Origin of the sequence: Sphingopyxis sp. 22461 (assembly GCF_052044915.1) — a bacterium.
Taxonomy (GTDB): domain Bacteria; phylum Pseudomonadota; class Alphaproteobacteria; order Sphingomonadales; family Sphingomonadaceae; genus Sphingopyxis.
The window spans coordinates 195,787-216,889 of record NZ_JBQENY010000009.1 but is presented as its reverse complement, the minus strand read 5'-3'; the positions used below and the strand labels follow the sequence as shown (position 1 = coordinate 216,889).

The window sequence follows — 21,103 nt, the reverse complement described above, 5'->3', positions numbered from 1 at the left end:
GATGATTCCTTCCCGCCCCTATTTTTAGACATCGGCCGGGAAACACCCCGGTTCGCGTCGAGCCGGACGCAAAATATGGGGAGAGGCTGGTGGCAGCCACGATCGACATGAATGCGGTGCACGCGCCGGCCAAGTCCGGGCCGTGGTGGTCGCATCTTTATGTGCAGGTGCTCGCGGCGATCGCCGGCGGCGTGCTGCTCGGCCATTTCTGGCCCGAAATCGGCGTCCAGCTCCAGCCGCTTGGCAAGGGTTTCATCGACCTCGTCAAGATGATCATCGCCCCGGTGATCTTCCTGACCGTTTCGACCGGCATCGCATCGGTCGGCAGCGGCAAGACGCTCGGCCGCCTGACGGCGAAAACCTTCGCCTATTTCCTCTTCTTCTCGACGCTCGCGCTGATCATCGGGCTGATCGTCGCCAATGTGGTGCAACCCGGCGCGGGCATGAATATCGACCCGAGCACGCTCGATCCGAACGCCGTCGCCAAGATCGCCGAATATGATGCGAAGGCGCACGACACCTCGCTCGTCGGTTTCCTGCTCGCGATCATTCCCACGACCTTCGTCTCGGCGCTCACTTCGGGTTCGATCCTGCAGGCGCTGTTCGCGGCGATCCTGTTCGGCATCGCGCTGTCGCACACCGGCGCCGCCGGCGCGCAGGTGCTCGGCATGCTCGAAAAGCTTTCGAGCGTCTTCTTCACCCTCGTCGGCATGCTGATGCGCTTCGCGCCGATCGGCGCGTTCGGTGCGATGGCTTTCACCATCGGCGAATATGGCGTCGAATCGCTCGTCAATCTCGGCGCGCTGATCGCGACCTTCTATCTGACCTCGATCCTGTTCGTGGTCGTTGTCCTCGGCGGGATGGCGCGGCTCTGCGGCTTTTCGATCTTCCGGCTGATCGCCTATCTCAAGGCCGAGCTGCTGCTCGTGCTTGGCACCTCGTCGTCCGAGGCGGCGCTGCCGAGTCTGATGGAAAAGCTCGAGAAAGCGGGCTGCGCCAAATCCGTCGTCGGCATGGTCGTGCCGACGGGCTACAGCTTCAACCTCGACGGCACGAATATCTATATGACGCTCGCGGCGCTTTTCGTCGCGCAGGCGACGGGTATCGACCTCAGCCTCGGCGACCAGGTCGCGCTGCTGCTCGTCGCGATGGTCAGCTCGAAGGGCGCGGCGGGGGTTACCGGCGCGGGCTTCATCACGCTTGCCGCGACGCTGACCGCGGTGCCGACGGTGCCCGTCGCGGGGCTTGCGCTGATCCTCGGCATCGACCGCTTCATGAGCGAGTGCCGCGCGCTGACCAATTTCATCGGCAACGCGCTCGCCGCGATCGTCGTCGCGATGTGGGAAAATGCGCTCGACCGCGATGCGCTGAACCGCGCGCTCAGCAGCGAGCCCGCACCGCTCGCGGCGGCGCCGGTCGAGACCGACAGCGATTGAGATCAACAAGACACAAAAATTCAAACAATAAAATTGGGGAGAATGATGATGAGGCGCAGTTTTGGAACAATGCTGCTGGCGAGCACGGCGATCTGCCTTCTCGCGGGCGCACCCGCGCAGGCGCAGACGGCCGAAACCGGTCCGGCCGCCGAAGCCGCCGATGCCAATGAGCCGCAGCCCGATGGCGAAACCGCCGGCGATATCGTTGTCGTCGGCACGCGCATCGAAGGCGCGCGCGTTACCGAGGCGCTACCGGTGGTCGTGGTCAATCAGGACAAGCTCGATGCGATCGGTGCGGTCAGCGGCGACGAGCTGATCCGCAACATCCCGCAGATGGGCGACGTCAGTTTCAACCCCGGCAACAATGCGCAGACCAGCAATGCCGCGCGCGGCGATGTCGGTTCGGTCAACCTCCGCTCGCTCGGAGTCGGCAACACGCTGGTGCTGCTCAACGGCCGCCGCATCGTCACCCACCCTGCGAGCCAGGGCCTGTCGGACACCGGCACCGTGCCCGTGCTCAGCTATAACTCGAACGCGATCCCGACGACGGGGCTGCAGCGGCTCGAAGTGCTCCTCGATGGCGCCGCGGCGCTCTATGGCTCGGACGCCGTCGCGGGCGTCGTCAACACGGTGCTTAAGGACAATTACGACGGCCTCCGGATGCAGGCGCAATATGGCGGCGCCGAAGGCACGCACCTGCGCGAATTCCAGGGGAATATCCTCGCGGGCAAGAGCTTCGACCGCGGCAATATCACCCTCTCGTTCGAATATACCGACCGCTCGGCGCTGCGTGCGGAGGATCAGGATTTCACCGCCTCGGCCAACCTCCGCCCGCTGTTCGCCGACTATCCGGGATTCGCCGACTCGACCACCCCCGACGCGCGCGCGACGCGCGGGGCATGGCCGGCGCTGCAGGTGCCGGTCACCGGCGGCCGACCGCGGCGCGGCACGACGAACCTCACCACCGCGGCGGGTTCCTTCACCGTCCGCCCGACGCGTCTCGGCGGATGCACGCAGGCGCTGACCGCCGACCTCTGCCTCGTGAACACCGCGCTCGCGACGAACAATGCGTTTCGCGACCTGCGCTACGACACGGCGGTCGGAACGACGGTGATGCCGAGCGTGAAGCGCTATAACGCCTTCATCAACGGGCACTACGACGTGACCGACGACCTGACTTTGTTCGGCGAGTTCGGCTATTACCGCTCGAACACGACGCGCATCCAGCCGCCGGTGATCAACCTCAACCAGATCTGGATCCCAGCGTCGAACTATTACAATCCCTTCGGCGCGGCGACGATCAACGGCCAGCCCAATCCGAACCGCATCCCGGGGCTTATGAATGTGCCCGCCGCGGGCCTGCCGGTGCTGCTCACCACCTATCGCTTCGTCGATACCGGGCCGCAGGCGGTGAAAGTTTCCGGCGAGCAGCTGCGCGGTCTGATCGGCGTCCGCGGCGAGGCTGCCGGCTTCAAATGGGACAGCGCCTTCGTCTATTCCGAAGCTTCGGCGGTCGACAGCAGCCTCGCGGTGCGCAGCTCGGCGCTCCAGCGGAGCCTCGCGCTCGCGACCCCCGACGCGTATAACCCGTTCAACGGCGGCTGCGTCGACAGCCTGAGTTCGGGCGATTGCACCCCCAGCTCGCAGGCGGCGATCGACGCGATCACCTTCCAGCTTCGGCGCGCCTCGAAAACGACGCTGACGATGGGCGATTTCCGCGCCTCGCGCGCCGATCTCTTCGCCTTGCCCGGCGGCGACGTCGGCGTCGCCTTCGGCCTCGAAGTGCGACGCGAGACGCAGCGCGACGATCGCGATTCCGCCGTCGATGGATCGAGTCCCTTCGTCGATGCCGTGTCGGGCGCGGTGACGATCAGCGACGCCGCGGCGGTCAGCGACAATCCCGACACCTATGGCAAAAGGACGGTCGCGGCCGGCTATGCCGAACTCGCGGTGCCTTTGGTGTCGGAGGAGATGAATATCCCGCTCGTCCGCCGCTTCGACGTACAGCTTGCGGGCCGCTACGAACATTATAGCGATTTCGGCAGCGTCGCGCGGCCGAAGGTCGCCGCGGCTTGGGACGTCGTCGACGGGTTCCGCCTCCGCGGCTCCTTCTCGCAGGGGTTCCGTGCGCCGAACCTCGAACAGGTCAACGCGGTCGAATATGCGCGCCTTGCGACCAGTCAGGATTTCCTGCGCTGCGAGGTTGACCTGCGCGCCGGCCGGATCGCCAACTTCACGCAGTGCGGCAACAATGTCGGCTATTCGCGCCGCGTTTCGGGCAATCCCGAGCTCAAGCCCGAAAAGAGTAGCAACTATAACCTTGGCGCGGTGTTTGAACCGACCTTCATTCCGGCGGATCTCGGGCGCATGACCTTCACGGTCGACTATTGGTCGATCAAGCAGAAGGGTATCGTCGGCATCCTTGGCAACGATACCGCGGTGGCGCTCGACTATCTGCTCCGTCTCCAGGGATCGTCGAACCCCAATGTCATTCGCGATGCCGCCAACGCTGACGATATCGCCAATTTCGCGGGAACGGGCATCACGCCGGTCGGACGGATCACGACGGTGCGCGACCAGTTCATCAACCTGCAGCCGCAGACCGTTCGCGGGCTCGATTTCGCCTTCTACTGGCAATCGCCGAAGACCGATGTCGGCAAGTTCGATTTTTCGGTCAACGCGACGCGGTTGCTCAAATTCTCGCGTGCGCCGGGCGACGCGGTCGATCAGCTTGTCGCCGCGCGCGAAGCCGGCGACATCAACGCCGCGACGCCGCTGCCCGAGACCCAGAATCTGATCGAGGCCAACGGCCGTCCGAAATGGCGCGGCACCGCGTCGCTCAGATGGTCGCTCGGGCAGTTCCAGGTCGGCGCCTTCGCGCGCTACACCGGCGCGGTCGACGAAACGGCGTTCGTCGATGCCGACGGCAACCCGTGGCGCGTCAAGTCGCAGCTGACCGGCAATCTCTATGCGCAGGTGCGGATCAAGGACGCGGGCGGTCTCGGCGGCGACATGCGCTGGCGCGTCGGGGTACGCAACATCACGAACGAAAAGCCGCCGCTGTCGTCGGAGGGTTATCTGGGGTCGCTCTACAGCCCCTATGGCCGCTATTGGTACACCTCGGTCACCACGGAGTTCTGATATGAAATACGGGCACGGCATCTGGTTCCTGATCGGCGCTGCCGCGCTCGCCGTCGCGCCGGCGGCAGCGGCAAAGGAGAGCGCGCCCGCGCCGACCGCCGCCGGCGCGACCTCCTCCGCTCCAGCAAAGGCGGCGCCGAAGACGATCCTGTTCATCGGCAACAGCTTCACGCAGGGCGCGCACTCGGCGGCGCGCAACTGGCGCGCGGGGTCGGTCACCGACCTCAACAATGCGGGCTATGGCGGCGTACCCGCGCTGTTCAAGCTGTTCGCCGAGCAGGCGGGGCTCGACTACCGCGTCAGCCTCGAAACGCAGGGCGGCAAGTCCTTGGGTTTCCACTATGACGAGCGGCGCCAGCTCTTCGACCGGTCGTGGGACATCGTCGTGCTGCAGGAATTCAGTACGCTCGACCGCGCCAAGCCCGGCGATCCCGCGGACTATATGCGCAATGTCGGCCGGCTCGCCGCGTTGTTCAAGGCGCGCAATCCTGCGGTCGATATCCGCCTCGCGGCAGCATGGACGCGCGCCGACCAGACCTACAAGTCCGGGGGTCATTGGTACGGAAAGCCGGTGACGGCGATGGCCGATGACCTCCGCGCCGCGGCCGACCGCGCACGATCCGCCAATCCGTCCGTGGCGGGTATTGTGCCGGTCGGCCAGGCATGGAACCGCGCGATGGCGGACGGCGTCGCCGATCCCAATCCCTATGACGGCATCGGTTATGGCCAGCTCGATCTGTGGGCGTACGACCATTATCACGCGAGCGTCGCGGGCTATTATCTGTCGGCGCTCGTGACCTTCGGTGCGATCACGGGCATCGATCCGACGACGCTCGGCGCCAAGGAAAAGGGCGCCGACGAGCTGGGGCTCTCGGACGCGCAGGCGGCGGCGCTGCAACGCGTCGCGCGCGATACGCTCGCGAACGGATAATTGGCCTGCGGGAAAAAGGGAGCGGGACGGGTAAGATGCTCGACTGACTGCCCCGCCACGCATCTCTTGCCTCTTGGCATTTTGTGCTACGCAGGGCCGAGCATGCCAGCAGCGACCGGAGATCCCGATGCCGACGCGCCCCTTCGATTTTCCCAACGCCGCCGGCGACCGCCTGTCGGGCCGGCTCGAACTGCCCGTCGGATCGACCAGGGCGTGGGCATTGATCGCCCACTGCTTCACCTGCGGGAAGGATAACAAGGCCGCGGTGCGGATTTCGCGGCGTCTGGCCGGGGCGGGCATCGGCGTGCTGCGGTTCGATTTCACGGGGCTTGGCGCCAGCGAAGGCGATTTCGGATCGTCGGGTTTCAGCCATAATGTCAAGGACCTGGTCGCCGCTGCCGAAGCGATGACCGCCGCGGGCATGCCTCCGATGCTGCTCGTCGGACATAGCCTTGGCGGCGCGGCGGTGCTGGCCGCGGCGGGGTCGCTGCCCGGAATCCACGCCGTCGCGACGATTGCCGCGCCGTTCGACGTCGAACATGCGCTCCACCAGTTCGATCCCGCAGGGTTGGCGAAGATCGAGCACGAAGGAAGCGGCGTCGTGGCGATTGGCAGCCGGCCCTTCACCGTCCGCAAGGAGTTCGTTAAAAATCTGCGCGAGCAGGATCAGGGCGCGCGCGTTGCCGCGCTGAAACGGCCCTTGCTGCTCCTCCATGCGCCGCTCGATCAGGTGGTCGGGATCGAGAATGTCACCAGCCTTTATCTCGCGGCCAAGCATCCCAAGAGCTTCGTCTCGCTCGACGGCGCCGATCATCTGCTCAGCAATGCGCGCGACGCCGATTTCGCCGCCGACATGATCTCGGCCTGGGCCGGGCGCTACCTGCCCGCGATGCCGCCGACCGCCGCCAGCCAGTTCGATGCCGAGGCCGAGGAAACACGGCTGGGCAAATTCCAGCTCGCGATGCGCGCAGGGAAGGCGGCCTTCATCGCCGACGAGCCCGAGAGCGCCGGCGGTCTGGGGTCGGGCCCGACGCCCTTCAACCTGCTCTCCGCCGCGCTCGCCGCTTGTACGACGATGACGCTGCGTCTCTATGCCGAGCGCAAGGGATGGCCGGTCGAGCGGATCCGCACCGGCGTGACGCACCGGAAGGACAAGGGCGCCGAGAAACCCGATGTCTTCAGCCGCCGCGTCGAGATCGAGGGCGCGATCGACGAAGCGCAGCATGCCGAACTGCTTGGCGTGGCCGATCGCTGCCCCGTGCACCGTACGCTGGAGACCGGATCGCGCTTCGAGGCGACCGAAGCGGGATGGGCCGATGCCGGCCCGGCCGGAGGGCAAGCGCCCGCTTAGTGCAGGGCGACGGCGGAACGAACTGCCGCGCCAAGCGTCCAATAGGCGCCTGTCTCTGATGAGGCGGGCGTCCTCGGCTGTTGCGGCCGCGGGGCATGTGCGATCAGGCTGGAGGATCGGATGCAGGCGCTGGAAGGACTCGACGCCAGGCCATCGCACCAACGCCTGTGGGACCGGCACGCCAGCCCGATTTCGATCCTCGTCCTTGGCGGCCTGTTGCTGGCGGCGGGCCTCGGCTTCGCGGGCGGGCAGCCGAGCCCGCCGCGCACGGCCGATCTGGGCGATGCGCGCCTGACGGTGAAAACGCCGACGATCATTCGCAACGGCGAGTTCTTTGAAACCGACATCACTTTGACGGCCGATGTTCCGCTGGACGATGCGGTGGTGGCGGTGTCTCCCGCGCTCTGGCACGACATGACCGTCAACACGATGATCCCGGCGCCCGCCGAAGAGAGTTTCAAGGACGGCCGCTTTCATTTTTCCTATGGCCCGCTGGACGCCGGCGACAGCCTCCACATCAAGATCGATGGCCAGATCAACCCGCCGCTGTTCGCGGGGACCCGCGGCGATATCGCGGTCTTTGACGGAAGCCGGCGCATCGGCGTGATGCCGCTCCGCATCAAGGTGCTGCCCTGATGGATATCGTCCTTCGCGCCACGGTGATGTTCTTCATCCTGTTCCTGCTGATCCGGCTGCTCGGAAAGCGCGAACTCGGCCAGATGACGCCGTTCGAATTCGTCGTGCTCGTCGTGCTCGGCGACCTGATCCAGCAGGGCGTGACGCACAACGACTTCAGCCTGACCGGCGCGACGCTTGCGATCTGTACCTTCGCCTTCTGGGCGCTGGTGCTCAGCTGGACCGCCTATCTGTTCCCGCGTGCGAAGGACCTGCTCGAAGGCACCCCGCGCGTGATCGTGCGCGACGGCGAAATCGTGACCGAAAATCTGCGGCGCGACCGGCTGACGCGCGACGAGATCCTGTCCGAAATGCGGCTCGCCGGGATCGGACGGATGTCCGAGGTCGCGTGGGCGATCCTCGAGCCGCAGGGCAAGATGAGCTTCATCAAGAAGGACGATCAGCCCTCGCCGCAGCAGGATCGCGATGATCCCGCGAACTAATAGATCGGCGTGATCTGCATCTGGGGGAGCGGCCGCGGCGTCCCGTCGCTGAGGTCGGGGCCAAGGTCGTCCCAATCCTCGCCGCGCGCCACCAGGTCGGTGAACAGCGTCTGCGCGGCGTTTTGCGCTTCGGCCGACCGGAATTTATACGAAACCGGCGGGGGCGTTCCCGTGCGGACCGTCGCAAAGGCCGCCTCATACGCCGGGATCGGCGGAACGACCTTCGCGCTGGCGGCGATCCGGATCGTATAGCGCTGGAGGCCCGAGGCGACGTTCCGCCACCGCACCCAATAATGATTGTCGAAGGAGAATTGATACAGCCGCTCGCCCGCGACCGTGCCTTTCAACGAAATGCTGTCCAATATGTCCTGCGACATGTCGAGGTTCATGCCCCCCTCGACCTTGTCGAGCGCGACGTGGACGATCCGGTCGCGTTGGCCGGGCGCGCGCGACTGCAACAGGTCGCGCCAGTTCTGCATCGTGCTGATGATCCCGAACACAAAGCCGGACACCTCGGCCAGCGCGAGCGGCCGCGCGATCGAGCTATAGCTGCGTTGCCAGCCGCGATTATTGTGCAGCGGAAGCCACACGGCCGCCTCTGCCTCGTCCCGCGGATTCCGGGGTTCGGGATTCTCGACCTGCGGATCGTCGCTGCTTTGCGGATAGACGAGGTTGATCGCGAACGTCGGCCAGCGCGGCAGCGGCGCGTCGAACAGGTGGAGCGGAAAATTGCTCGAAACGCCGCCGTCGGAAAACCAGCAGATGCGGAAACCTTCGATCAAGGAGAGCGGCGCCTCGCCGCCGGTAGCGAGGCTGTCGGTGCTCTGGCTTAGCGTCGTCTCCTTGGTGTCCTCGCCGTCATCGAGTGCCTCTCCCTCGGTCTCGCCGCGGAGCGTTCGCCTGCCCATGGGCTCGTGCAGCGGCACTGCGCTGATCAGCAGCGGGAAGCTGAGGCTCATCCGCATCGCCACCAGCACCGGCATCCGGCCCTTGCCGGGCAGGCGGTAATAATCCCTTTCCCCGACCCGATCGGGCGACCCCGCCATCGCCACCATCGCATCGACGACCGGCTTAGGAAACAGCAGGTCGAATTCTTCGCGCAGAAACCAGAAGGACGCGTCGGTGAAGGGCAGCGTCCGCGGCTCGTGATGCGAGACGCCCGTCGTGATCATTTGGAGCGAGATCGCGGTTTCGGTCCTCGGCTCGCCGGGATAACGCGGCGCGGCCCACAGATCGTCGAACAGCAGCGGTTCGGCGATGTCCTTGCCCGACAAGGATTGCAGGACCTCGTGCAGCCATTCGGTCAGCGCCGGCTTGCCATCCTTCCGCACGCTCAGGCCCGAACAAAGCCCGAGCAGATTGCGCCGCGTGACGCGCGCAACACGCAAAACGGCGGCAATCGCAGCGCCGAGATAAGCGCAGATCGCCGACGGCAACAGCACGGCGGCGACGCCGGCCGTACCCGCGAGCCAGTACCCGCCCGCAACGAACAGGCCGAGCAGAAGCAGCGCTTCGAGCGGCGCGATCGCCACAACCGCCACCGCAGCCACCAAGGCCTTGCGCAGCACCCCCGCATTCCCGGCGAGAGTAACGATCAATCGATAGGCATTGCGCCCGCCGCGCGCGGGCTGGAACAGGCCGAAAATGAAGCCCTCGGACGACAGCTGCGCCGCGACGCGTTCGAGACCCGCAAAACCGAGCGTCGGAGGGCAGGGGGTAGTTGATCCCGATGCGACATGCTTGCGGTCGCCCAGCGCTGCCGCCGCGGTGGCCGCCGCGGCGATCGCGCCGGCCGATGTCCCGCCGATATTCTTGAACCGGAAATCGCGCGCAAGCGCCAGGACGGCGTTCGGATAGACGATGCCGCTTGTGATGCCGCCCTTCATCACCAGGTCGCAATAGCGGGTGGCTGCATGGCTCATGTCATCGCTCTCCGGTTGGGCGCGGCTTTTTCCTTTCTTACCCCGGCGGGTCGGTCAAGTCGCTGCTCTTCTTGAGGAATAGGGCCGATCGGACGCACCATATAACGCAATTGCTTATGCTGTGTTGGGGCTGTAATACGGGCGTTGCGCATGAAATGGTTCCGTAAACCCGAAGGCCCCGATCCCACCCTCGCCGTGACGCCGGGTGGTCCGTTCGCCGATATAGCAGCCCAGCCGCCGCCCATTGTGCCCGAGACGCGCGGGCGCAAATGGATGCGCCGCATTTCGCGCGGTTTCGCGATCTTCTGCGTGGCTTTCATCCTGCTCGTCGGCTGGCTCGCGCTCACCGCACCGCTCTCGAAATCGCTCGAACCGATCGCACCACCGCAGATCACCTTGCTCGCATCCGACGGCACCCCGATCGCGCGCATCGGGGCGATCGTCGACACGCCGGTGAAGGCAAAGGATCTGCCCAAACATGTAACCGGCGCCTTCCTCGCGATCGAGGATCGGCGCTTTTACACCCATTGGGGCGTCGACCCGCGCAGCATCGCGCGCGCCGTGTGGAGCAACGTCACCGGCGGACGCACACAGGGCGGCAGCACGATCACGCAGCAGCTTGCGAAATTCACCTTCCTGACGCCCAAACGCACGCTCGGGCGCAAGGCGCGCGAGGCGCTGATCGCCTTCTGGCTCGAAGCCTGGCTCAGCAAGGACGAGATCCTCGAACGCTATCTCTCGAACGCCTATTTCGGCGACAACACCTATGGCCTGCGCGCCGCCTCGCTCCATTATTTCTACCGCCAGCCCGAAAAATTGACCCCCGCGCAGGCGGCGATGCTCGCGGGGCTCGTGCAGGCGCCGTCGCGCCTCGCGCCGACCAAAAACCCCGACCTCGCCGAAAAGCGCATGAAGCTGGTGCTGAACGCGATGGTCACGACGGGCTATCTCACCGAGCAGGAGCGGAAAGCGCTTCGCACCCCGCGCATCGACGTGCGCAGCCGCAACACGCTGCCCACCGGCACCTATTTCGCCGACTGGGCGCTGCCCGCGGCGCGTAAGCTCAGCGATGTCGGCTATTCGCGCCAGACGATCGCGACGACGCTCGACGCGCGCTTGCAAGGCGTCGCGCGCCGCGTGACCGGGCGCGCGGGGCTGGGCAAGGCGCAGGTCGCGCTCGTCGCGATGCGCCCGAATGGCGAGGTTGTCGCGATGATCGGCGGCAAGGATTATGCCGCATCGCCTTTCAACCGCGCGACGCAGGCGCGGCGCCAGCCGGGCTCGACCTTCAAGCTGTTCGTCTATCTCGCCGCGCTCCGCGCCGGCTGGGACCCCGACGACATGATCGACAACAGCCCGATCGAGACCGGCTCGTACCGTCCCAAAAATTCGGGCGGCGCCTATTCGAAGGAAATCAGCCTCGAAGACGCCTTCGCCTCGTCGAGCAATGTCGCCTCGGTGCGCCTGCTCCGCGAGGTTGGCGACGACAAGGTCATCGACATGGCGCGCGACCTCGGCGTCACCGCGCCGATGGCGAAGGGCGACCCCAGCCTCGCGCTCGGCACGTCGAGCATGACCTTGCTCGAACTCACCGCGGCTTATGCCGCAGTCGCGGCGAACAGCTATCCGGTCGAACCGCATGCGTTCGAGGCGGAGGAAAAGGGCTGGTTCGAGAATCTGATCTCGGGCCCGTCGAGTTTCGGGTCGCGCGAGCATGCGGACATCGAGCAAATGCTGCGCGCCGCGGTCAATCGCGGCACCGGCCGCGCCGCGCGGCTGCCGCAGGCCAATTTCGGCAAGACGGGCACCAGTCAGGACAATCGCGACGCGCTGTTCGTCGGTTACGCCAACGGCCTCGTCGTCGGCGTGTGGATCGGCAACGACGACAATACGCCGCTTCAGGGCATTTCTGGCGGCGGGCTGCCGGCGCGCATCTGGCGCGACTTCATGACCGAGGCATCGGGCAAGAAGGCGGCGCCGCGACCGAAGAAGGTGGTCGATCCGACCGGCCCCGTCGAACCGCTCGATATTCCCGACATCGGCGACATCCCGATCGGCGACCGGACGCGCATCGGCATCGAGGGCAATGATGCGGTCATCACGACCGAAATCAACGGCAGCCGGATCGACCTGCGCCTGCCGATGTCGGAGGGGCGTCCGACGATTCAGGAAGGGCGCCCGCCGCCCGAGGCCGCCACCGCGCCGCCACCCGGATAGGCAACGCCGCCCGCGGGGATCAGTCCGCCGGCAGGATATCGAACGCCGCGGTTGCCATCACCTGCCCGTTGACGATCAACTCGACCTCGTGCCGCCCCGGATAATGGCGCCGGGTGGTAAAGTCGCGGATTGTCTGGCTGATGCCCAGCGGCACGGACTCGCCCGCCGCAAGTTCGAAGCTTTTCAGCTTGAACACCTTGGCGGCGCTCTTGCCGCCCGCGCGCGCATAATGGACGCGATAATCGACCACGAGCCGCTGATTTTCGGATGAATCCGATGCAAGGCTGGCCGTGATGGCAATCCGGTCGCCAAGATGGACGGCCGGCGGGGCGATGCTGAAATCGCGCACGCGTACCGCGGCGCCATGGCCGACCCCAATCAGCGCGAGCGCGGCGGGATCGCCCTTCTTGATCAGCGTGCGGAGCGCGTGGCGAACGATCCAGACGGTGCGCGCGTCATCCTGCGGCCACTCGGCAAGGCGGTCCAGCAGCCAGTCGGGCCGGTCCTTGGCGATATCGTTCAGATGGTTCGCGACCGATTTACGGACGTACAGGCTCGGATCGGCTTTCAACATTTCGAGGATCGGCGCCGCCAGCGTCGGGTCGGCCTTCAGCGCAGGGACGCGCGCAGCCCACGGCAGGCGCGGGCGTGCGCCTTCGCTCGCGAGCCGGCGGACATGCTCGTCCTCGCTGCTGGCCCATCGCATCATGACGGCCAGCGCACGCGGCGTATCCGCCGCCAGAAACGGGCGGATCGCAAACTCGGCTGTGCCGAAGCGCGTCAGGTCGGCGAGCGCGTCCATCGACCGGTCGAAATCATCGAGGCCATAGCGCGCGACATATTCGGTGACCGCCATCGCCTGAAACCCATGGGTGAGCCGCGGCGCCATCGCGCGGACGACATCGAGCGCCGCCGGGTAATCGCCGGGCAGCGCGGCACGGAGCGCGTCGGCGATATGGCGCACGCGCTCCATGATCGACAACGCATCGAGCCCGTCCGACGCCGCGGACAAAAAGGCGGCGCGATCGAAATGTCGCGACGCCGTCACCCCCGCATCGCCGATCGTCTGCAGTGCTTGCGGGTCCAGAATATCTTTGAGCAGGGCAGGGGTTTCTTGAGTCATTGCGGCTTTCCGGGTTTCAGGCGCGCGCGTTGGCGCGCGGTTCGGCGCCGACATAGCAACGCCGGTACTCGGACCGGAATGATTTTCGTCTCCTGGGCTTCGCATACCTTCCACGCCCTCCTCCTTGCCCGTTTTTTAATTTCATTCACACTCGTGAGAGTGAATGTTGACTCGCCATCGAACCGCTGCCATGAATGCGCCATGCCGGCGATCGAGCGGCGACTTTTGGGAGAGGGCAAAATGAGGGTTCAGCTGTTTGCGTCCGTATGCGCGGGCGCGCTTTTCGCAATCCCGGCGGGCGCCGCCGCACAGGATGCGGCCGAAACCGCGCCGCAGGCCGACGAGGCGCCGGGCGGCAATGACATCATCGTCACCGCAACGCGCCGCGCCGAACGCATTCAGGACGTGCCGATCAGCATTTCGGCCTTTTCGCAGGAAGAGCTGACCGAAAAGGGCATCGTCGGCTACGAAGGCATCGGGCGCGAGACACCGGGCGTCGTGCTCAACAAGCCGACAGCGAACTTCAACAATTTCACTGCGCGCGGCATTGCGACCAATGGCTATAACGCCAATCTGCAAAGCTCGGTCGCCATCTATATCGACGAGCTTCCGGTCTCGACGATCGGCAACACGACCGTCGTCGACCCGAACCTGTTCGACGTCGAGCGCGTCGAATTCCTGCGCGGGCCGCAGGGGACGTTGTTCGGCTCGGGCTCGCTGTCGGGCGCGATGCGCATCCTGCAGAAAAGCCCCGACCTCAACGATTTCGACGTCTCGGCGCTCGTCGATATTGGGCTGACCGGATCGGATTCGATCCGCCAGCGCTATAATGCGATGGTCAATGTCCCGCTGGTCGAGGACAAGCTCGCGCTGCGCGTCGTCGGCTTCTACCGCGACGAGGAAGGCTATCTCGACAATGTCGGGACGGGCGTGAAGAATTCGAACACGCTGATCGATTATGGCGGCCGCGCGACCTTGCTGTGGCGCCCGACCGATCGCCTGTCGATCAAGCTGCTCGGCTCCTATGAATATAGCAATCCCAAGGACTCGTCGCTGACCAGCCCGTCACTCGGCCGCAACAAACGCGTCTCGGACGAGCCCGACCGCTTCACCGGCAAGCAGCTGATCGCCAATGCGACGATCGACTATGAATTCGACTTCGCCAAGCTCACCAGCTCGTCGACCTATTCGGATTTCGAGCAGCGTTTCTATGTCGATCTCGCCGGCACGTTCCAGCCCGGTTCCTTCGCCGGTGCGCCGATCGCCTTCGGTCTCGACGCCGATGGCTATGACAAGGTTTTCGTTCAGGAAACGCGCCTCGCATCGACGCTCGACGGCCCGTTCCAGTTCGTGATCGGCGGCTTCTATCTCGATCGCCGCCGCGATGTCGATTATTTCTACCGCTCGAACCCCGCGTTTCTGGCCGAGCGCAACATGACGGGTCTGCCCGACAAATATTATCAGAAGCAATATACGCATTCGCTCAGCAAGGAACTCGCGGGCTTCGGCGAGTTGACCTATCGTTTCTCGGACAATTTCTGGCTGACGGGCGGCATGCGCTATGGCGAGACCTCGGCGCAAGGCTTTACCGAGGCGGGCGGCTATCTCGCGACCGCGCCGGGCTTCTTCAATCTGAACTATCTTCAAGCGGCTCTTGCCGGACTGAAAGGTCCCACGGGGGCTTATCTCCCGGTCAATTTCACGACGTTCACGCCCTATGCCGCGGTCACTGGCTTGAAAGCGAAGGGATCGAAACCGTCGTGGAAGGCGAGCGCGACCTTCAAGCCGAGCGAGACGCTCACCACCTATGCGACCTTCTCGACCGGTTTCCGCGCGCCGATCGTCAACGCCTTTGCCGGCCGGGCGAGCGTCGTCGATGCCAACGACATTGTCATCCCCTTCGGCGCGACGTCGGACAGTCTCGAAAGCTATGAGGTCGGCGCGAAGGGGCGCTGGCTGGGTGGGCGCGTCAGCATCAACGCCGCTTTCTACCTGATCGACTGGAGCAACATCCAGGCGCAGGCGAACCGCGTGTCGGACTCGGTACAGTTCGCGACCAACATCGGCGCGGCGCGCAGCAAGGGCTTTGAGTTCGAGGTCAATGTGATCCCGGCGACCGGCGTGTCGATCGGCTTCAACGGCGCCTACAACGATTCCAAGATCACCAAGCTGTCGCCCGCCGAGGCGGCGATTTCGGGCGCGGTGCTCGGCCACCGCCTGTCGGCACCGCGTATCCAGGGCTCGGCCTATATGTCGTACAGCTTCAAGCTCGCGAGCGACGTCGACGCGATGCTGGCGGTCAATGCGCAGCATATCGGCGCGTATAACAGCAGCTTCCCGAACACTCCGGGCGCGCCGAACGTGCCGCTCGCGACGTTCGGAAAGACCGACGCCTACAGCAACGTGAATCTCAGCTTCGGTTTGAAGAAGGGCGATATTTCGGCGCAGCTCTATGTCGAGAACCTCTTCGACGATCATTCGATCACCTACATCCACCCCGAAGCCTTTCTGAACAGCCGCTTCGGCACGATGCGCCCGCGTACCTTCGGCATTCGCCTCGGCTACGGGCTCTAAGCGATGGCGGATGCAGAAGCCTCCCTCTCCCCGGCCGCAGCGTCCACGCGGCCGGGGGGCAATCCCACCTTCGTGCTGGGGATGCTCTGCTTCGTCTATGTGCTGAACTTCCTCGACCGGCAGCTGCTCTCGATCCTCGCGAAACCGATCCAGGACGCGCTTCAGATCAGCGACGGGCAGCTCGGGCTGATCAGCGGGCTCTATTTCGCGATGTTCTATTGCTTCATCGCGATCCCCGTCGGCTGGTTTGCCGACCGCACCAGCCGCGTCGGGGTGCTGTCGGCCGCGTGCGCGATCTGGAGCGGCGCGACCGTCGCATGCGGCATGGCCGCCAATTATACGCAGCTGGTGGTGGCGCGCATGGTCGTCGGCTTCGGCGAAGCGGGCGGCGTGCCGCCCTCCTATGCGATCATCACCGATACCTATCCGCCCGGCAAGCGCGCCGCGGCGCTCGGCATCTTCAACCTCGGCCCGGCGATCGGTGCGGCGGCGGGGGTGGCGTTCGGCGCCGCGATCGCCGAACGTTTCGGCTGGCGCATTCCCTTCATCGCGGTGGGCGTGATCGGGATCGTGACGGCGCTGGCGGTGTGGCTGACCGTGCGCGAGCCCAAGCGCGGGGCCACCGATTTGGCGGCTTCGTCTGCCAGCGCACCCGCCGACCACAAGGCGGCCTTTTGGCCGACGGTACGCATGTTCCTCTCGCATCCGATCCTGATGCTCGCGGCGCTGGGCAGCGGCGCGACGCAGTTCGTGACCTATGGCCTCGGCAATTTCGCGGTGCTGTTCCTGATGCGCGAGAAGGGCATGGAGCTGGGCGACGTCGCGATATGGTATGCGCTGGTGTTGCTGATCGGCATGGGCGGCGGGATGATCGTCTCGGGCCGGGTGATCGACCGCATGGTGCGCAAATCGCGCGCCGGCTATGCGATTGCCCCGGCGCTCTCGCTTGTGGTCGCGATGCCCTTTTACGTCGCTTTCGTCTGGGCGCCGGGCTGGCCGCTGGCGCTCGCCTTGCTCACCGTCGTGATGATCTTCAACTATTTCTACCTCTCGGCTTCGGTCGCACTGGTTCAGGAGGAAGTGAAGCCGAACCAGCGCGTGCTCGCGGGCGCCTTGTTGCTGCTCATCATGAACTTTATCGGATTGGGGCTGGGGCCGACATGGGTCGGTTTCGCCAGCGACTGGTTCAAGGCGCAGGGCGACCTCCACGGGCTGCAAACGGCGCTGTACACGCTGACGCCCTTTTATCTGATCGCGATCGGGCTCTTTCTCTGGCTCGCGCGGCGGCTGCGTCGAGAGGACAACCGGCAGGAGTCGGCAGCATGAAGAAATTAAGCACTGCATTGTCCGCGGCCGGGCTTCTGATGGCGGCGCCCGCCGTCGCCGCTAGCCCGGTGGTGGAAGCGCCCGCGGGCGCGCTCGAGGGCAAGACTGTCGGCAAGGTCCGCGAATTCAAGGGCATCCCTTTCGCGCAGCCGCCGGTCGGGCCGCTCCGCTGGAAAGCCCCGCAGCCGCTGCCCGCATGGCAGGGCGTGCGCAAGGCGCAGAGCTTCGGTGCCGCCTGCATCCAGCCGCGCCCGACGGCGGTGCACATCTACGCCAATCCGCCCGCGAAGATTTCCGAAGATTGCCTGACGCTCAACATATGGGCGCCCGAAAACACGAAAGATGCGCCGGTGATCGTGTGGATCCACGGCGGTGCACTCGCGACCGGCTACAGCCACGAGGGCATGTACGATGGCGCGAAACTCGCCGCGCGCGGCGCGATCGTCGTGTCGATCAACTACCGCCTCGGCGTGCTCGGCTATATGGCGCATCCGGGCCTCAGCGCGGAATCGCCCGATGGTGTGTCGGGCAATTACGGGCTGCTCGACCAGATCGCGGCGCTCGAATGGGTGAAGACGAATATCGGCGCATTCGGCGGCGACGCGGCCAATGTCACCATCGCGGGCGAGTCCGCGGGCGCGCTCAGCGTGATGTATCTGATGGCCTCGCCAAAGGCGCGCGGCCTGTTCCACAAGGCGATCGCGCAGAGCGCCTATATGATCTCGACCCCGTCGCTCAAGGAAGCGCGCCACGGCGAACCCGCCGCCGAGGCGACGGGCGAGCGGGTCGCCGCCGCGCTCGGCGCCGCCGACATCGCGGCGCTGCGCAAGGTCGATCCGGTCCAACTGACCGACGGCGCTGCCAAGGCGGGTTATTTCCCGTGGGGCACCGTCGACGGCAAGATCCTGCCGGGCCAGCTCGTCGACATCTTCGATCGCGGCGAGCAGGCGCCGGTGCCGATGATCGCGGGCTTCAACATCGGCGAGATCCGCTCGCTGCGCGTTCTCGCGCCGCCGGTCCCCGCCGATGCCGCCGCCTATGAGGCCGCGATCCGCGAACGCTACGGCGATCTCGCCGACGCGTGGCTCAAACTCTATCCAGCAAAGGATCTCGCTGAAACGATCCTCGCGACGCCGCGCGATGCGCTTTACGGCTGGACGTCCGAACGGCTCGCGATCAAGCAGACCGCGCTCGGCCAGCCAGCCTATCTTTACCTCTTCGACCATGGCTATCCGGCGGCGAGCGAGGCCGGACTGCACGGCTTCCACGCCGCCGAAATCCCGTTCATATTCGGCACCGCCGGCGACACGCCGCCCTATTGGCCCAAAATCCCCGATACCGTCGCCGAGCGTAAATTCGCCAACGCGATGGGCGATTATTGGGTCTCCTTCGCGAGGACGGGCAAGCCCGAGGCGGCGGGGCAGGCGGCGTGGCGCCCTTATGGCAAGGACGCCGCCTTCATGGCCTTCGCCGATGTCCCGCGTCCCGGTACGCGGCTGATGCCCGGAATGTATGCCCTCCACGAAGCCGCGATGTGCCGCCGCCGCGCCGCGGGTAATCAGCCGTGGAACTGGAACAGCGGTATCGCCTCGCCCATCCTCGTGAAGGGCGCAAACTGTCCATGAACCACGGTATGATGCAGGATTATCCGCTTACCCTCGACAAATTCCTCGATCACGCGGCGCGCTGGCACGGCGACGCCGAAGTCGTGACCGCGCGCGAGGACGGGAGCATCGCGCGGATCGGCTACGCGATGCTCCGCGACCGCAGCCTTGCGATCTCGTCGCTGCTCGCAGGCTTCGGGGCGGGCGAGGGCGACCGTGTCGCGACGCTCGCCTGGAACAGCCAGGCGCATGTCGAGGCATGGTATGCGACGATGGGAATCGGCGCGGTCTGCCACACGCTCAATCCGCGCCTTACCGCGCCGCAACTCGCGGCGATGGCGGTGCAATCGGGCGCGAAGCTGCTGATCGTCAGCGCCGACCTGCTGCCGCTCGCGCGGTCGATCGTAGAGCGCGCGCCGGCGATCGGGCAGGTACTGGTGATCGATGGGCCCGCGGGCGACTGGCCCGCCGCCGCGCCGCCGCTCCGCGAACTCGAAGCGCTGATCGCCGGCGCGCCGGGCGGAACCTCATGGGGCGGCTTCGACGAGCGTTCGCCCGCCGGGCTCTGCTTTACCTCCGGAACGACGGGCGCGCCGAAGGGGGTGACCTACACGCACCGCGCAAGCTTCCTGCACACGCTGCGCGCGTTGCAGGCCGACGTGATGGCCTTCACCTACCGCGACGCCGTGCTCGCCGTGGTGCCGATGTTCCACGCCAACGCCTGGGGGCTGCCCTTTGCGCTGCCCGCGGTCGGCGGCAAGCTCGTCCTTCCCGGGCGGCAGGCCGACGGAGCAAGCCTCGCGCGGTTGATCGCGGCCGAGGGCGTGACGGTCGGCGTCGGTGTTCCCACCGTATGGCTCGGCGTCGTCGAACATATCGAGGCTGCGGGCGGCGAACTGTCGTCGCTCAAACGCATCATCGTCGGCGGCGCGCCAATGGCGCCCGCGCTGATGGAGCGGATCGAGCGCCGGCTCGGCGTCACCGTGCAGACGAGTTGGGGCATGACCGAACTGTCGCCGCTCGGCACGATCGCGCCGCCGGACGACCCTCTGCGCACCGCATCGGTGTCGGGGCGTCCGGCGATCGGCGTCGACCTGCTGCTCACCGACGCGGCGGGCGCGCCGCTCCCCGAACAACGCGGGGTCGAGGGGCATCTTCGCGTTCGCGGATCGGCGGTGGTCGAACGCTATCTGGGGCAAGCCGAGTCCGCGACCGACGACGACGGCTGGTTCGCGACCGGCGACCTCGCGCGGATCGATGCGCGCGGCAATCTGTCGATCACGGGCCGGGCCAAGGATTTAATCAAATCGGGCGGCGAGTGGATCAACCCCGCCGAGATCGAGGCCGTCGTCGGCGCGCTGCCGCAGGTGTCGCTCGCCGCGGTGATCGGCCGCGAGGATCCCAAATGGGGCGAGCGGCCGGTGCTGCTCGTCGAACTCAGTTCGGACGTGGAAATCAGCGACGCCGAGCTGCTCGCCCCGCTTGCGGGCCGCGTCGCCCCCTGGTGGATTCCCGACGCCGTCGTGCGCCTTGCCGCCATGCCGCTGGCGCCGACCGGAAAAATCGATAAGATTCGCTTGCGGAACGACCATGGCGCGGGTTGATCGGCACGGGGACGTTGCGGCAGGGGCGGCAACGGAACAGAAATTGGAAGTCGGACGAGTGACAGAACAGGCGAAAACGCGTCGGCGATCGACCAAGGCCGAACAGCGCGCCGAGACGATGGAACAGATCCTCGACGAAGCCGAGTATCTCTTTTCGAAGCACGGGCTGCACGGCGTCACGCTCAAGGATGTCGCGAAGCGCGTCGGCGTACACCACACGCTGCTCAACTATTATTTCGAGGACAAGAGGAAGCTGTTCGACGCCGTCTTCGCGCGCCGCGCGGTGGTGACGAGCACCAGGCGAATGCAGGTGCTCGACGAATATGACCGCGCGACGGGCGGCAAGCCGACGGTCGAGGGCGCGCTCCATGCCTTTCTCGACACCGACCTCGATCTTTATATCCACGGCGGCGAGGGCTGGAAGAATTACGGCGCGCTCGGCGCGCAGGTCGCCAACACCCCCGAATGGGGCGCCGAGCTGATGGACAGCCATTTCGACCCTGTCGTGCTCCGCCTGATCGACCTTCTGAAGCGCGCGCTGCCCGATTGTGCCGAAGAAGACATTTTCTGGGGCTATCATTTCGTCACCGGCGCGCTGATGGTCACGCTCGCGCGCACCGGGCGCATCGACAAGCTGTCGGGCGGCGTCTGCAAGTCCGAGGATTTCGAAGCGATCAAGGCGCGCATGGCTTCGTTCATGGCGGCGGGCTTCCTGCAAATCTGCAACAAGAAGGCTTAGGCGGAAGGACGGGCTCG

Annotated in this window: 14 protein-coding genes; 12 read left to right on the top strand and 2 right to left on the bottom strand. The window is 65.9% G+C overall.

Going from position 1 to position 21,103, the window contains the following annotated elements; genetic code table 11:
* Positions 1-107: 107 nt before the first annotated feature.
* The 6 genes from ACTJI5_RS16415 to ACTJI5_RS16390 all read left to right on the top strand — a co-directional run bounded on the left by ACTJI5_RS16415 (position 108) and on the right by ACTJI5_RS16390 (position 7,977).
* The gene (locus tag ACTJI5_RS16415; RefSeq protein ID WP_440861104.1) at positions 108-1,436 is read left to right on the top strand and encodes a dicarboxylate/amino acid:cation symporter; all 1,329 of its coding nucleotides are present in this window, start codon (positions 108-110) and stop codon (positions 1,434-1,436) included.
* A gap of 48 nt (positions 1,437-1,484) precedes the next feature.
* Positions 1,485-4,577, top strand: a complete 3,093-nt coding sequence (locus ACTJI5_RS16410; protein WP_440861059.1) for a TonB-dependent receptor plug domain-containing protein — start codon at positions 1,485-1,487, stop codon at positions 4,575-4,577.
* A 1-nt stretch (position 4,578) separates the two neighbouring features.
* Positions 4,579-5,508, top strand: coding sequence for a DUF4886 domain-containing protein (locus ACTJI5_RS16405; RefSeq protein ID WP_440861058.1), 930 nt, complete (start codon positions 4,579-4,581; stop codon positions 5,506-5,508).
* Positions 5,509-5,635: 127 nt separating this feature from the next.
* Positions 5,636-6,859 (top strand): bifunctional alpha/beta hydrolase/OsmC family protein, encoded by a 1,224-nt coding sequence (locus tag ACTJI5_RS16400; protein WP_440861057.1) that lies wholly within the window; start codon positions 5,636-5,638, stop codon positions 6,857-6,859.
* A 120-nt stretch (positions 6,860-6,979) separates the two neighbouring features.
* A complete protein-coding gene (locus ACTJI5_RS16395; RefSeq protein ID WP_440861056.1) occupies positions 6,980-7,495 on the top strand; it encodes a hypothetical protein in 516 nt (171 codons plus the stop codon).
* Positions 7,495-7,977 carry a DUF421 domain-containing protein gene (locus tag ACTJI5_RS16390; protein ID WP_440861055.1) on the top strand — a complete coding sequence of 161 codons (483 nt, stop codon included), beginning with the start codon at positions 7,495-7,497 and terminating at the stop codon, positions 7,975-7,977. The genes ACTJI5_RS16395 and ACTJI5_RS16390 overlap by 1 nt, the downstream gene beginning before the upstream one ends.
* On the opposite strand, the gene ACTJI5_RS16385 is transcribed toward ACTJI5_RS16390, so the two are convergent.
* Positions 7,974-9,899, bottom strand: coding sequence for a hypothetical protein (locus ACTJI5_RS16385; protein WP_440861054.1), 1,926 nt, complete (start codon positions 9,897-9,899; stop codon positions 7,974-7,976). The two genes, ACTJI5_RS16390 and ACTJI5_RS16385, sit on opposite strands and share 4 nt — an antisense overlap.
* 150 nt (positions 9,900-10,049) lie before the next feature.
* Between ACTJI5_RS16385 and ACTJI5_RS16380 the strand changes: the two genes are divergently transcribed.
* Positions 10,050-12,116 carry a transglycosylase domain-containing protein gene (locus ACTJI5_RS16380; RefSeq protein ID WP_440861053.1) on the top strand — a complete coding sequence of 689 codons (2,067 nt, stop codon included), beginning with the start codon at positions 10,050-10,052 and terminating at the stop codon, positions 12,114-12,116.
* 19 nt (positions 12,117-12,135) lie between these two features.
* Here the strand turns inward: ACTJI5_RS16380 and ACTJI5_RS16375 are convergent, their stop codons facing one another.
* Positions 12,136-13,239 carry a DNA alkylation repair protein gene (locus ACTJI5_RS16375; RefSeq protein WP_440861052.1) on the bottom strand — a complete coding sequence of 368 codons (1,104 nt, stop codon included), beginning with the start codon at positions 13,237-13,239 and terminating at the stop codon, positions 12,136-12,138.
* A 240-nt stretch (positions 13,240-13,479) separates the two neighbouring features.
* Between ACTJI5_RS16375 and ACTJI5_RS16370 the strand changes: the two genes are divergently transcribed.
* The 5 genes from ACTJI5_RS16370 to ACTJI5_RS16350 all read left to right on the top strand — a co-directional run bounded on the left by ACTJI5_RS16370 (position 13,480) and on the right by ACTJI5_RS16350 (position 21,086).
* Positions 13,480-15,813: a TonB-dependent receptor gene (locus tag ACTJI5_RS16370; RefSeq protein ID WP_440861051.1), complete on the top strand. Its 2,334-nt coding sequence runs from the start codon at positions 13,480-13,482 to the stop codon at positions 15,811-15,813.
* A 3-nt stretch (positions 15,814-15,816) separates the two neighbouring features.
* A complete protein-coding gene (locus ACTJI5_RS16365) occupies positions 15,817-17,139 on the top strand; it encodes a spinster family MFS transporter (RefSeq protein ID WP_440861050.1) in 1,323 nt (440 codons plus the stop codon).
* Entirely contained in the window at positions 17,136-18,764 is a 1,629-nt protein-coding gene (locus ACTJI5_RS16360) for a carboxylesterase/lipase family protein (RefSeq protein ID WP_440861049.1), read from the top strand. The genes ACTJI5_RS16365 and ACTJI5_RS16360 overlap by 4 nt, the downstream gene beginning before the upstream one ends.
* Positions 18,761-20,347 carry an AMP-binding protein gene (locus ACTJI5_RS16355; RefSeq protein ID WP_440861048.1) on the top strand — a complete coding sequence of 529 codons (1,587 nt, stop codon included), beginning with the start codon at positions 18,761-18,763 and terminating at the stop codon, positions 20,345-20,347. Before ACTJI5_RS16360 ends, ACTJI5_RS16355 begins: the two co-directional genes overlap by 4 nt.
* Positions 20,348-20,465: 118 nt before the next feature.
* Positions 20,466-21,086: a TetR/AcrR family transcriptional regulator gene (locus tag ACTJI5_RS16350; RefSeq protein ID WP_137888089.1), complete on the top strand. Its 621-nt coding sequence runs from the start codon at positions 20,466-20,468 to the stop codon at positions 21,084-21,086.
* Positions 21,087-21,103 lie beyond the last annotated feature (17 nt).

Bases quoted from the DNA above. Each gene is read 5' to 3' on its own strand.
- ACTJI5_RS16415 (WP_440861104.1), top strand. From the start codon at position 108: ATGAATGCGGTGCACGCGCCGGCCAAGTCCGGGCCGTGGTGGTCGCAT.
- ACTJI5_RS16410 (WP_440861059.1), top strand. From the start codon at position 1,485: ATGAGGCGCAGTTTTGGAACAATGCTGCTGGCGAGCACGGCGATCTGC.
- ACTJI5_RS16405 (WP_440861058.1), top strand. From the start codon at position 4,579: ATGAAATACGGGCACGGCATCTGGTTCCTGATCGGCGCTGCCGCGCTC.
- ACTJI5_RS16400 (WP_440861057.1), top strand. From the start codon at position 5,636: ATGCCGACGCGCCCCTTCGATTTTCCCAACGCCGCCGGCGACCGCCTG.
- ACTJI5_RS16395 (WP_440861056.1), top strand. From the start codon at position 6,980: ATGCAGGCGCTGGAAGGACTCGACGCCAGGCCATCGCACCAACGCCTG.
- ACTJI5_RS16390 (WP_440861055.1), top strand. From the start codon at position 7,495: ATGGATATCGTCCTTCGCGCCACGGTGATGTTCTTCATCCTGTTCCTG.
- ACTJI5_RS16385 (WP_440861054.1), bottom strand. From the start codon at position 9,899: ATGAGCCATGCAGCCACCCGCTATTGCGACCTGGTGATGAAGGGCGGC.
- ACTJI5_RS16380 (WP_440861053.1), top strand. From the start codon at position 10,050: ATGAAATGGTTCCGTAAACCCGAAGGCCCCGATCCCACCCTCGCCGTG.
- ACTJI5_RS16375 (WP_440861052.1), bottom strand. From the start codon at position 13,239: ATGACTCAAGAAACCCCTGCCCTGCTCAAAGATATTCTGGACCCGCAA.
- ACTJI5_RS16370 (WP_440861051.1), top strand. From the start codon at position 13,480: ATGAGGGTTCAGCTGTTTGCGTCCGTATGCGCGGGCGCGCTTTTCGCA.
- ACTJI5_RS16365 (WP_440861050.1), top strand. From the start codon at position 15,817: ATGGCGGATGCAGAAGCCTCCCTCTCCCCGGCCGCAGCGTCCACGCGG.
- ACTJI5_RS16360 (WP_440861049.1), top strand. From the start codon at position 17,136: ATGAAGAAATTAAGCACTGCATTGTCCGCGGCCGGGCTTCTGATGGCG.
- ACTJI5_RS16355 (WP_440861048.1), top strand. From the start codon at position 18,761: ATGAACCACGGTATGATGCAGGATTATCCGCTTACCCTCGACAAATTC.
- ACTJI5_RS16350 (WP_137888089.1), top strand. From the start codon at position 20,466: ATGGAACAGATCCTCGACGAAGCCGAGTATCTCTTTTCGAAGCACGGG.